General features: G+C 41.7%; 13 protein-coding genes and 1 pseudogene. 12 read left to right on the top strand and 2 right to left on the bottom strand.

Annotation, left to right across the window (positions count from 1 at the left end; genetic code table 11):
• The first annotated feature begins 2 nt into the window (after nt 1–2).
• From ID12_RS00380 to ID12_RS00365, 4 genes are all read left to right on the top strand, one after another.
• Nucleotides 3–1,175, top strand: a complete 1,173-nt coding sequence (locus ID12_RS00380) for an iron-containing alcohol dehydrogenase (protein WP_050826558.1) — start codon at nt 3–5, stop codon at nt 1,173–1,175.
• A gap of 126 nt (nt 1,176–1,301) precedes the next feature.
• Nucleotides 1,302–2,657, top strand: a complete 1,356-nt coding sequence (locus ID12_RS00375; RefSeq protein ID WP_024719715.1) for a glucose-6-phosphate isomerase — start codon at nt 1,302–1,304, stop codon at nt 2,655–2,657.
• 115 nt (nt 2,658–2,772) lie between these two features.
• A complete protein-coding gene (locus ID12_RS00370) occupies nt 2,773–2,991 on the top strand; it encodes a spore germination protein (RefSeq protein WP_008345782.1) in 219 nt (72 codons plus the stop codon).
• 29 nt (nt 2,992–3,020) lie between these two features.
• Nucleotides 3,021–3,422 carry a YugN-like family protein gene (locus ID12_RS00365; RefSeq protein WP_008345780.1) on the top strand — a complete coding sequence of 134 codons (402 nt, stop codon included), beginning with the start codon at nt 3,021–3,023 and terminating at the stop codon, nt 3,420–3,422.
• Here the strand turns inward: ID12_RS00365 and ID12_RS00360 are convergent.
• Nucleotides 3,419–4,405, bottom strand: a complete 987-nt coding sequence (locus ID12_RS00360) for a potassium channel family protein (protein WP_050826557.1) — start codon at nt 4,403–4,405, stop codon at nt 3,419–3,421. The genes ID12_RS00365 and ID12_RS00360 overlap by 4 nt on opposite strands.
• A 126-nt stretch (nt 4,406–4,531) precedes the next feature.
• On the opposite strand from ID12_RS00360, the gene ID12_RS00355 reads away from it, so the two are divergent.
• The 6 genes from ID12_RS00355 to ID12_RS00330 all read left to right on the top strand — a co-directional run bounded on the left by ID12_RS00355 (nt 4,532) and on the right by ID12_RS00330 (nt 8,709).
• Entirely contained in the window at nt 4,532–4,756 is a 225-nt protein-coding gene (locus ID12_RS00355) for a YuzI family membrane protein (RefSeq protein WP_008345775.1), read from the top strand.
• 81 nt (nt 4,757–4,837) lie between these two features.
• Nucleotides 4,838–5,512 (top strand): zinc metallopeptidase, encoded by a 675-nt coding sequence (locus ID12_RS00350; RefSeq protein WP_024719711.1) that lies wholly within the window; start codon nt 4,838–4,840, stop codon nt 5,510–5,512.
• Between the two features lie 48 nt (nt 5,513–5,560).
• On the top strand, nt 5,561–6,853 hold the full coding sequence (locus ID12_RS00345; RefSeq protein ID WP_007500537.1) for a hemolysin family protein: 1,293 nt from the start codon (nt 5,561–5,563) through the stop codon (nt 6,851–6,853).
• Nucleotides 6,854–6,988: 135 nt separating this feature from the next.
• Entirely contained in the window at nt 6,989–7,390 is a 402-nt protein-coding gene (locus ID12_RS00340; RefSeq protein ID WP_048002206.1) for a secondary thiamine-phosphate synthase enzyme YjbQ, read from the top strand.
• 14 nt (nt 7,391–7,404) lie between these two features.
• A complete protein-coding gene (locus tag ID12_RS00335; RefSeq protein ID WP_050826556.1) occupies nt 7,405–8,436 on the top strand; it encodes a nitronate monooxygenase in 1,032 nt (343 codons plus the stop codon).
• Nucleotides 8,437–8,460: 24 nt separating this feature from the next.
• Complete coding sequence (locus ID12_RS00330) at nt 8,461–8,709, top strand: hypothetical protein (protein WP_017358966.1); 249 nt, start codon at nt 8,461–8,463, stop codon at nt 8,707–8,709.
• 21 nt (nt 8,710–8,730) lie between these two features.
• Here ID12_RS00330 and ID12_RS00325 read toward each other — a convergent pair whose 3' ends face one another.
• Nucleotides 8,731–9,471: a protein-glutamine gamma-glutamyltransferase gene (locus tag ID12_RS00325; protein ID WP_008345763.1), complete on the bottom strand. Its 741-nt coding sequence runs from the start codon at nt 9,469–9,471 to the stop codon at nt 8,731–8,733.
• Nucleotides 9,472–9,627: 156 nt separating this feature from the next.
• Between ID12_RS00325 and ID12_RS19680 the strand changes: the two are divergent.
• Both ID12_RS19680 and ID12_RS19675 read left to right on the top strand, forming a co-directional pair.
• Nucleotides 9,628–10,677, top strand: a pseudogene (locus tag ID12_RS19680) (cache domain-containing protein); the annotation flags it as partial.
• Complete coding sequence (locus ID12_RS19675; protein ID WP_370529240.1) at nt 10,669–11,619, top strand: methyl-accepting chemotaxis protein; 951 nt, start codon at nt 10,669–10,671, stop codon at nt 11,617–11,619. The pseudogene ID12_RS19680 and the gene ID12_RS19675, both read left to right, overlap by 9 nt.

Here is an 11,619-nt window from a genome sequence, read left to right as displayed (position 1 = left end):
AGATGGAGAACTTTATTTACTATAATCCAACGAAATTGATGTTTGGAAAAGGACAACTAGACGGACTAAAAAGCGAACTCGCTCGTTATGGAAAGCGAGTGCTTCTTGTATATGGTGGAGGCAGTATTAAGAAAAATGGTCTTTATGATAAGGTCATCAGCGCTTTAAATGAAGCAGAGGCTGACGTATTTGAACTGTCAGGAGTTGAACCGAACCCTCGTCTCACTACAGTGCAAAAAGGGATCGACATTTGCCAAAATGAGAACATTGATTTCTTATTAGCAGTTGGTGGGGGAAGTGTCATCGACTGTACAAAAGCCATTGCAGCTGGAGCTGAATATGACGGAAATGTTTGGGATATTATTTCAAAGAAAACGACCGCTCAAAAAGCACTGCCATTTGGCACAGTATTGACACTTGCAGCGACAGGCTCAGAAATGAACCCGGATTCTGTGATCACCAACTGGGAAACAAATGAAAAGTATGTGTGGGGCAGTTCAGTCACGCACCCTGCTTTTTCAATTTTAGATCCTGAGCACACATATTCTGTGCCAGAGAATCAAACGGTGTATGGCATGGTTGATATGATGAGCCATGTATTTGAACAATACTTCCATAATGTCAAAAACACGCCTCTACAAGATCGGATGTGTTTTGCTGTTCTTCAAACAGTCATCGAGACAGCACCAAAGCTACTTGAAGACTTACAAAACTATGAGCACCGTGAAACCATCCTTTATGCAGGAACGATTGCTTTAAATGGCACGCTGCAAATGGGCTATTTTGGCGATTGGGCATCTCATACGATTGAGCATGCAGTATCAGCAGTCTATGACATTCCGCATGCAGGTGGACTTGCGATCCTCTTCCCAAACTGGATGCGTCATACACTTGATCATAATGTCGAACGTTTTAAAAACCTCATGTTGAACATGTTTGACATTGAGACAGAAGGAAAATCGGATCGTGACATCGCATTAGAAGGAATCGACAAGCTGTCAGCCTTCTGGACAAGCCTCGGTGCACCGAACCGTTTAGCGGATTATGATATTGGTGAAGATCAACTGGACAAAATTGCTGACATCGCAGCAAAAGAAATGGAATATGGTGGTTTTGGTAACTTTATGAAACTTGGCCGTGATGACATTTTAGCGATTTTGAAAGCTTCTCTATAATTTGGATGGCCGCTTCTCTTCATGAGGAGCGGCTTTTTGCTGCATCAATGACGATCACTTGATTTCAATAGCTAGTTCCGCTAAAGTGAAAGGGACAGAACTAACGTAATGGAGGGCTTACAAGCGATGACACATATTCAATTTGACTACTCGAAAGCGTTACCTTTCTTTCAAGAACATGAGCTTACATATTTAAAAGATTTTGTGAAGGTGGCCCATCATAATATTCATGAACAAACGGGTACTGGCAGTGATTATTTAGGCTGGGTTGACTTACCGAAGCAATATGATCGCGAAGAATTTGCCCGCATTAAAAAAAGTGCAGAAAAGATTAAATCTGATTCTGATGTATTACTCGTTGTTGGAATTGGTGGTTCTTATCTTGGCGCACGTGCGGCCATTGAGTTTTTAAACCATTCTTTCTATAATAGTTTGCCAAAAGGCAAACGCAAAACACCGCAAATCATCTTTATTGGAAACAACATCAGTTCTTCTTATTTAACAGATGTAATGGATCTGCTAGAAGATGCCGATTTCTCCATTAATGTGATTTCAAAATCTGGTACAACAACAGAGCCAGCCATTGCGTTCCGTATCTTTAAAAAGCTCCTTATCGAAAAATATGGTGCTGAAGAAGCGAAAAAACGCATCTATGCGACAACTGACAAGGCACGCGGGGCACTCAAAACATTAGCAACTGAAGAAGGCTATGAATCATTTATCATCCCTGATGACGTCGGCGGACGCTATTCTGTCTTAACAGCAGTTGGTCTATTGCCAATCGCTGTAAGCGGTGCAGACATTGATCAAATGATGGAAGGTGCTGCGAAAGCAAGTGAAGACTTCGCTTCATCTGAGCTCTCAGAAAATGCGGCTTATCAATATGCGGTTGTCCGTAATGTTCTTTACAATAAAGGACGGACAATTGAAATGCTGATTAACTATGAGCCAGGCTTACAATACTTTGCAGAATGGTGGAAGCAGTTATTCGGAGAAAGTGAAGGAAAAGATGAAAAAGGAATCTATCCTTCATCTGCCAACTTCTCAACGGATCTTCATTCACTTGGTCAATATGTACAAGAAGGAAGAAGAGACTTGTTTGAAACCATCGTGAATGTAGACAAGCCACGACATGAACTTGTCATCGAAGCAGAAGAACAAGACCTTGATGGGTTAAACTATCTTGCAGGAAAAACGGTTGATTTCGTCAATAAAAAAGCATTTGAAGGCACAATGCTTGCTCATACGGATGGAAAAGTACCGAACCTGATTGTGACGATTCCTGAAATGGATGCTTATACATTCGGATATCTCGTGTACTTCTTCGAAAAAGCATGTGCGATGTCTGGGTATTTACTAGGCGTCAATCCATTCGACCAGCCTGGAGTAGAAGCGTATAAAGTGAACATGTTTGCTTTATTAGGAAAACCGGGCTTCGAAGAGAAAAAGGCAGAACTTGAGAGCCGTCTCAAACAATCATAAGAATAAAAGGCACATCTTTGCATAAGGTGTGCCTTTTTTTATGTTCTCATGGTGTCAGTGCAAGCCTCCCTAAGCTCTGTACATAGAATAATCAATGGAGGAGGTTGATGAAGCGATGAGAACAAATCATATTTATATCCATGACATTTCAGGGCAGGCCATCGTTAACTTTGGGAATGTTGGGCGGATTTGTCCAATGAGTGCTACGAAAGAAACATCAGGAGCGGGCAGTGCGAACGAGACAAATGCATCATCCAGCCAGGCCTTATTTGATGCCGCATTTACAAACAATGTGCAAATCACGAAAGGCAAATGTATGAATTCCTCTCTTTAACGAACCCTATACAAAAAGGAGGGTTCTGTATGATTCATGTACCATCTAGGCTAACTGGTGAAAGCTTTTCACTGTACCATTTAGAAGAAAACATGAAGCCGCTCGGATATGTCATTAATGGGAATTGGGATTATGATCATGGATATTTTGATTATAAAATTGACAACCGTGACGGCTATACCTTTCTCAGAGTTCCGTTTACAGCCGAGAAAGGACAGCTGGATCAGCCAGGCGTTGTGGTGAAAATGGGACATCCATTTCTCTTAAAGCATGTCTATCAAGATAAATTAGATGACCATGCGATGGTTGGAAATGTAGGGGCATCTTTTAACCAATTCCAAGAACCGAAAGAGAAAGACGGAGATGTGTCAAAGGCTTATGCCGAAATTGGCTTTTCACTCGTCAAAGAATTAGAAGATGCACTGCTTTAAAAGCTGATCAGCTCATCCTCTGGATGAAGCTCATATCCAAAAGGAGGATTCATCATGGGTCCTTCTTTTTTTTGTACGCCTACAATGATGACATGGTGCTCTAGAAAGTGATGAAGTGCCGTTAAGAATGTCTCTCCAGCTAATGAAGCTGGTACTGGAATGATGGTGATCTGTTTATGGAGGGTCATGTTTCTTTTTATTTTTAACGCCATGAGCTGTTCTTTTAAAAGAAAATGCTCCACCAATAGATGATTGACTGCATCAGAAGTATGGATGACTTGATTGGCGCCAGCCCGCTCAGCATTTTTCACATAGCGGTCGGTTAAAATTTCAATTAAACAATATAACGAAGGATTTAATCCTTTTGCCGCAAGCAAGGTTAAGACACTCTGCATATCAGCTGTCACTTCATTCTCATGCTGGTCGGCGGTAATCATCAATGTATCAGCACTCATAATATTTGCTCTGCGAAGTGTGGCATCCTCTGTACCATGGCCTTTAATAAAATGGACATTCTCTAAAAGAGGTCCTTCCTTTAAGGAATCATCAATGAGTACAATCGGCATGGCGGGATCAATGGTTTGAAACGATTGAAGCAGTTTGTTCGTTTTCTCATTCCAGCCAACGATAATGACATGTCCTTTCCCCTTAAAAGCGACCTTTCCTTCTACATAATGGTGCTGCTTACTGAACACAGCGGCAGCGAGTGTGGCAAAATAAGCCGTTACAAAGCTTGCCCCGATCAGAATCAGCGCCATACCTGCGATTTGTCCGGGCATGGTTTGCGGCACAAAATCACCATAGCCTACCGTCGCGACTGTAATGAGAGCCCACCAGATCCCATCAAAGATCGTATGATACTGCTTTGGTTCAAGTATGACGATTAATTGTCCAAAAAAGAGAAGCAAGAAACAGATGATGATCGCAATGCGAACATAAAGAGGCCATCTTAGCCAGGCAATGAAGATACGGTTTGATTTCATCGAACTCGTCCTTTCAGGGAGACTGCTAATGTCAGTATGCCCGATTAGGAAACAATTTTTCATCATCGTCATGTATTGAAACAGAACCCATATCTTAAAATAAGAGAGAAGAAGGAGGGAATGCGAATGTCGTTTGTTCAAAAGACCGTACTTCTTTTTATCGGCGCACACTTTTTATCATCTGCGGTGATTTTACTCGTGTTTGATTTAAATGCGGTGAACCATTTCATGAATGATTTCTCGTGGCTTCGTTTTTTTCAAGACCTATATGGAACGGTGACATTTTATACAGCATGCATCGGAATGTTCTTCTTTTTCATTGGTGTAGTGATTCCCCTTAAAAAGACCTAGTGCTTTTTGCTGTACACGTTACATAAAAGTCATTAAAATTGTAAATAAATATATAAAATAAAAAGGAAGCTGATGAGCATGCTGTTTTTTTATTTTTTAACATTTGCCGCATTGGGATTGTCTTTTTGGGCACAATTTAAAGTAAAGAATAATTTTGAAAAGTATTCAAAGGTTGAAGCTGCCAGTATGAAAACAGGTGCTGAAACCGCTCGATATATTTTAGATCGCAACGGGTTATATGATGTACCCGTTGAACCGGTAAGAGGAACTTTGACTGATCATTACGACCCGACGCAGCGTGTGGTTCGTTTATCTGAACCAGTGTATTATGGCCATTCCATTTCGGCCATTTCAGTCGCATCACACGAGGTTGGACATGCCTTGCAGCATCAGGAATCCTATGGTGCGCTTGTCTTGAGACATAAGATTTTCCCTGTCGTGAACTTTGCATCTGGTGTTGCCCCGCTTCTTTTCCTAGGTGGATTATTGCTCGGCAGCCTTAACTTAATCGGGCTTGGGATCGTTTTGTTCTCAGCTGCTGTGTTCTTTCAGCTAGTGACATTGCCTGTTGAGTTTAACGCAAGTTCTCGTGCAAAGAATATCATTGTTTCAGAAGGAATCATTAGAAGCAGTGAAGAAAGAGGCGTGAACAAGGTGTTAAATGCTGCAGCTCTTACGTACGTAGCAGCGGCCCTTGTCTCCCTGTTTGAATTGCTCCGTTTTGTAATGATCTTCCTAAATGGCCGTAATGATTAATTGACGCCAGAGGAGGTGAGCCCTTACCCGTGTTAGGTAAGGGTTTTTTTGTATATTTTAAACGTATTTTTAGTCCTATTACTCATTGCTGCGACAGCATTTTTTGTTGTCACTGAATTTGCGATTGTGAAAATTAGAGGCTCAAAAATCAATCAGCTGATTGAAAGCGGTGATAAGAGAGCCATTCATGTTCAAAAACTGACAACCAACCTTGATGAATATTTATCTGCCTGTCAGCTTGGTATTACCATCACGGCATTAGGCTTAGGGTGGTTAGGGGAGCCGACAGTGGAACATTTCCTGCATCCGCTTTTTGAAAAGGCAGGGCTTCATTCCGCTTTGACAGACATCATATCGTTTATCATTGCCTTTGTGATCATTACGTTTTTGCATGTTGTCGTTGGGGAACTTGCTCCCAAAACGATTGCCATTCAAAAGGCAGAAGCCGTCAGTCTTGTGACGGCAAAACCTCTTATTTTTTTCTATAAAGTCATGTACCCGTTTATTAAAGCATTAAATGGGGCTGCACGAGGCATTGTGAAATTATTTGGTTTTCATTCTGTCAAAGAACATGAAGTGGCGATCAGTGAGGAAGAATTGCGTCTCATCCTTTCTGAAAGCTACGAAAAGGGCGAGATCAACCAATCTGAATACAAATATGTCAATAAAATATTTGAATTTGATAACCGAGTGGCGAGAGAGATCATGATCCCGCGCACAGAAATCTCTGCCATTGAAATTGAACAGAGCCTGGAAGACGTGACGCATTATATGCTGAACGAAAGGTATACACGTTATCCTGTCATTAAAGAAGACAAAGATCATGTCATTGGTGTGATCAATAGCAAAGACGTATTTAAAGCAAGTTTTCTCAATCAAGAGGTGTCCATTGAAGACTTAATGCGCCCTGTCATTCGTGTCATTGAAAGTACACCGGTTCAAGAACTGCTGATTTTGATGCAAAAGGAACGGATTCATATGTCGGTGCTTGTAGATGAATACGGCGGAACAGCAGGTCTCGTCACAGTTGAAGACATATTAGAAGAAATTGTGGGCGAGATTCGAGATGAATATGATCAAGATGAGACCCCGCATATTGTGAAAAAAGGTGACTTCCACTATGTCATGGATGGAAAAGCCTTGATCGATGAAGTAAATGATTTATTGGATTTAGCGATTGAAAATGATGATGTTGATACAATTGCCGGCTGGATGATGACGCATAAAATTGATTTTGACATTGGAGATATCATTGAAGCAGAAGGCTGTGAATTTAAAATTGTCGATGCAGAAGATCATCATATTCGAACCATAGAAGTAAAAAAGGTTCACTTTTCCTAAAAACCTCGGAGCTATTGACGAGGTTTTTTTGCTTGGTAAACTTTAGGTAAGAAGATTTGTTTCTGCCAACCGGCAGTGATTGGTTTCACATAAAAAGGGTATGGTTTTATAGACATGATCAAAAGGAGCAGAGAAATGAAAAAAATCAACGTACAAACAGACAAACACGATGACATGATAGACATTACCCATGAAGTTCAGCAATATGTCCGGGAAACTGGAATTCAAAACGGAAAGGTTATGGTCTATTGTCCACATACGACGGCTGGAATCACCATTAATGAAAATGCCGACCCAGACGTCAAACGAGATATGCTGCGCCGGCTTGACGAAGTCTTTCCGTGGGAACATTCAAAAGATCGTCATATGGAAGGCAATACAGCAGCGCATATGAAAGCTAGTTATATGGGAGCATCTCAGCACGTTCTTGTCCATCATGGTGATCTTGTGCTTGGAACGTGGCAGGGAATCTATTTTTGTGAGTTTGACGGACCGAGACATCGTCACTTTTATGTCCAGGTGTCATCTAACGAGTAAGGGCGGGGGAGAAGATGGGAGAATTCACAGCGTTACTTCAAATTGAACATGGCATCATTCAAGCACCAATGGCAGGAGGAGCGGTGACGCCGCAGCTTGTCGCCGCTGTTTCACAATATGGCGGTCTCGGTAGCTTAGCAAGTGGTTATGTACAGCCAGAAAAGATGAGGCAGCAAATCAGACAGGTCAAACAGCTGACATCTCGTCCATTTCAAGTGAATGTGTTTGTCCCTGAACCCATTTCAGAAACGAAAACAGAAGATGTATCATTTTGGACAGACCGGCTGCCTGTCATACAAGAAGCACAGATGATCCCTAGAGAAGAAGAATTATGGAAGGACTATGAACAAAAAATCAACATTCTTCAAGAAGAAGAAGTCCCAGCTGTGTCGTTTACATTTGCCTGTCCAAATGAACAAACAATTCATCATCTGAAACAAAAGGGGATCTTTCTCATTGGAACAGCTACAACAAAAAAAGAAGCACTGCTTTTAGAAGAAAAAGGAATGGATGCCATTGTTCTTCAAGGAAGCGAAGCAGGAGGGCACCGAGGCACCTTCTTACCTTCAAAGGGAGATGCTCTGCAGGGACTTTTCTGCCTGATCAGTGATGTCAAGTCTGTCTGTCATATCCCATTGATCGCCGCTGGAGGGATCACAGACCGGACCACTATGAAAGCAGCACTAGCACTTGGAGCAGATGCGGTTCAAATAGGGACACGATTTTTAGCGAGTCAAGAAAGTGCTGCGGCAGATGTGTACAAAAAGGCGCTGTTACAGGCAGAAGGCAGTGAAACAGCGATGACACGGCTTTTCTCTGGAAAAAAAGCAAGAGGTATTGTCAATCAGTGGATGGAGGAAGAAAGACGAAATGAAGACCGGGTTCTCCCCTATCCCATACAGCATGTATGGACAACACCGATGCGAAAAGCGGCAGCTGCTGCAGGAAACCGAGAACAAATGGCTCTTTGGGCAGGTCAGGGGGTTGGCCGCATTCTCTCGATTTTAACCGTTGAAGAGATCATGCATGAACTCACGCAGAAATAATTTGATAATGGGTGGTGTGACAGGATGGAAATCTTAAAACATTCATATCGGAAAAAAGGACAAATTGAATTTCTATTTGATGATTTTCCGCACTCCCCTGCCGTCCTTACCCCCATTCGTCATTACTATTTCGTTCGTTATGTCAAATGGAATCAGCACGACCCTCCAGTCACAAGAAACGATCTAGAAGAAATGGAAATCCTAGCAAACACAATGCTTGGCACGCTCCATGATTACCGCAAACGCAAGGCATACAAAGGCCCCTTGTCATAACCTATAGACAAGAGGCCCTTTTTAGCTACCAAACATTTGCCTGAGATAAATAACATCCATCCTAGTAGTCTGCGGCAGTAAATAAGCGGACTGAACAGCCCCTGGCCGTCTTCTGGCATTTAATTTATCGATAATCTCTGCAGCTGTTAAGATCCCAAGCCCATGCCCATAATATTGATCTTCCCCTAAGTAAATCACATTTTCTCCGCGCCATTGAGACTGTTGATAGCTAAACTCTGGATTCTCGAAATATAGGCAATCCCCATAAATAAAATCATTTCCGCGCTCTGTATAAATGGATAATGTATCATAGTGCCAGTCATACAGCGTTAAACTTCTAAGTCTTCGATTGAACTTCTCGTCTCCTACCGTTTGCAGGACTCCCATATAAAACACAATGACAATCGCTGTGGCACATTCAAAGGCATATTTTGAGCCATTTTCAAAGATGTCTTTAATCCCCGTAGATGGCTCGACTTGATAGCGCAGTTCTAACGCTCCGGCCTCTGATACACGCCAATAGGCGTCATTCGCACGGGACCTTTGAAAGATAGCAAATGAGGCACCGCTCTTGTTCAAATCTCTTGCCGCATTCATGATATTCGATCGTAAAGTCACCTCAAATAACAAATCAGATGCCTGCCTATAACGGAACGTATCATTTGAGGCTTGTAACTGCATCAAAATGATCCGCTTTTGTCCTTCTAGCTGAAACGATGCCAGCTGCTCATTTGTCACTGGCTGTCCTGAAAGGATAATCATATGAAAAGCGCCCCCTTTTGTATTAGCGTATGCGGGATGCTTGGGCAAGGAATCAATTTGTGAAAATAAACAAAAAGGCATCCTTTTTATTTGAAAAACATGAAAATAATATGAAGCTGTCCGATATAAAACATAACGTTTAAAAGGAGGAAAAACATGAAAAGTATCATAAAATGGTTGAAAAAACCATCGATTTCTAAAAGGCTGATTATTTCATTCACACTTGTTCTCGTCTTGCCTATCATTACACTCAGTACGATTTCATATCAGATTGCCAAAGAAGAATTAGATCATGAAATCATGTACGGAGCCAACGCAAGAGTCAATGAGCTGAATGACATGATCGAGCAAAAGCTTTTGAATAAGGAGAACGCAGTCAAACTGTTTACCGAAACATCCAGTGCTGCAGACTTTAAAAAGAAAAACCAGGACGAACTGTATGAGCATTTTGAGATATACAGTAAAATCAATGAAGATGATGTGGTTGGGTTTTATGCAGCAAGTAAAAATCGTGATTTTATTCAGTATCCTAAAGTGGATATGCCAAAGGACTATGATCCAACAACTCGTGACTGGTACAAAGCGGCGATGCAGGACGAGACAGGTGAACCTGTTGTCACCAATCCATACGTCTCAGCCACAACAGACAGCATGGTTGTCACAATTGCCCAACGCTTGAAGGACGGGTCTGGAGCAATAGGAATCGACATTGAAGTTCAAGACATTGTCGATAAAATCAAAGACATTAAAATTGGACGAGAAGGATATCCAATTATTGCAAATAAAAACAAACAGATTGTCGCTCATCCAGAAGAAAAATCAGGATCTGCAGTGACTGAAAATATTTCATCAATCCTTTACAGCAGCAAAGAAGGAACATCAACTTATGAGAATAAAGGAGAGCAAAAACGTCTCGTTTTTGTGACAAATGATTTAACAGGTTGGAAAATTGCTGGAACGATGTTTGTATCAGAAACAGAAGAAGCAGCACAGCCAGTTTGGAATTCTGCCATTATTCTTTTAATTTCTTCTTTTATCCTTGGCGGTATTGCGATCTTCTTTATCGTTCGCTCCATCACAATTGGACTTAGAAGGCTTGTTGATTTCTCAGAAAAGGTGAGTGAAGGGGATCTAACGGAAACCCTCGAAACCAAATCGAAGGATGAAATAGGAGACCTCACAAGAAGCTTTAGTAAGATGAGTGAATCTTTGCGTGAAGTTATCCGAGCGGTCCAGCAATCTGTCGACAATGTGGCTTCAGCTTCAGAAGAGCTGACTGCCAGTGCCAGCCAAACGAGTCAGGCAACAGAGCATATCACCATGTCGATTGAACAATTCTCAAATGGGAATGAAGCACAAAATGAGAAAGTCGAATCTAGCACGAATCAGCTTGTCGCAATGAATGAAGGATTACAAGGTATGTCACAAACTTCATCAGAAGTGACTGCTGTCTCCATTCAATCGACAGAAGCGGCTGGACAAGGCGGACGTATCGTTGAAAGCACAGCGAATCAAATGAAACATATCGATACATCTGTACAAGAAGCCGAACAAGTCATGAAAGAATTAGAATACAAATCTAAAGATATTACGAGCATTTTAAATGTCATTAATGGCATCGCAGATCAAACGAATTTACTTGCACTCAATGCAGCCATTGAAGCAGCAAGAGCAGGTGAATCAGGGCGCGGCTTCTCTGTCGTAGCAGAGGAAGTCAGAAAACTAGCAGTCCAATCCGCAGATTCAGCGAAAGAAATTGAAAAGCTGATCCAAGAAATTGTGTTGGAAATTTCCAAATCTCAAGAGATGTTCAAAGCTGTTAACCGAGAAGTAAATGCAGGACTTGGGATGACAGAAGAAGCAAAAGAAAGCTTCCAAAACATCTATGAGGCGGCAGAAGGTATGTCGAAAAAGCTCACTCAATTAAATGATACAGCGGTTGACCTATCAAGCGGATCAAAACTTGTGTCACAAGCCATGCAGGAGATGCGTCAAGTTTCAAGAGAAAGTGCGGCGAACATTCAAGATATTGCGGCATCTGCTGAAGAACAATTGGCATCTATGGAAGAAATTTCGTCCTCTTCTGTCACACTTGCCAATATGGCTGAGGAGCTAAAAGAGCTGACAAGTCAATTTAAAATTGATTAA

The organism is Bacillus altitudinis, from assembly GCF_001191605.1.
GTDB lineage: Bacteria > Bacillota > Bacilli > Bacillales > Bacillaceae > Bacillus > Bacillus altitudinis.
Note: the sequence above shows the minus strand (reverse complement) of the source record. Positions and strands in the feature narration are given on the sequence as shown.

What these genes read in the sequence shown, in the direction of transcription:
- ID12_RS00380 (WP_050826558.1), top strand. Translation starts at nt 3, where the DNA reads ATGGAGAACTTTATTTACTATAATCCAACGAAATTGATGTTTGGAAAA.
- ID12_RS19675 (WP_370529240.1), top strand. Translation starts at nt 10,669, where the DNA reads ATGAGTGAATCTTTGCGTGAAGTTATCCGAGCGGTCCAGCAATCTGTC.
- ID12_RS00335 (WP_050826556.1), top strand. Translation starts at nt 7,405, where the DNA reads ATGGGAGAATTCACAGCGTTACTTCAAATTGAACATGGCATCATTCAA.
- ID12_RS00355 (WP_008345775.1), top strand. Translation starts at nt 4,532, where the DNA reads ATGTCGTTTGTTCAAAAGACCGTACTTCTTTTTATCGGCGCACACTTT.
- ID12_RS00325 (WP_008345763.1), bottom strand. Translation starts at nt 9,471, where the DNA reads ATGATTATCCTTTCAGGACAGCCAGTGACAAATGAGCAGCTGGCATCG.
- ID12_RS00365 (WP_008345780.1), top strand. Translation starts at nt 3,021, where the DNA reads ATGATTCATGTACCATCTAGGCTAACTGGTGAAAGCTTTTCACTGTAC.
- ID12_RS00330 (WP_017358966.1), top strand. Translation starts at nt 8,461, where the DNA reads ATGGAAATCTTAAAACATTCATATCGGAAAAAAGGACAAATTGAATTT.
- ID12_RS00360 (WP_050826557.1), bottom strand. Translation starts at nt 4,405, where the DNA reads ATGAAATCAAACCGTATCTTCATTGCCTGGCTAAGATGGCCTCTTTAT.
- ID12_RS00375 (WP_024719715.1), top strand. Translation starts at nt 1,302, where the DNA reads ATGACACATATTCAATTTGACTACTCGAAAGCGTTACCTTTCTTTCAA.
- ID12_RS00340 (WP_048002206.1), top strand. Translation starts at nt 6,989, where the DNA reads ATGAAAAAAATCAACGTACAAACAGACAAACACGATGACATGATAGAC.
- ID12_RS00370 (WP_008345782.1), top strand. Translation starts at nt 2,773, where the DNA reads ATGAGAACAAATCATATTTATATCCATGACATTTCAGGGCAGGCCATC.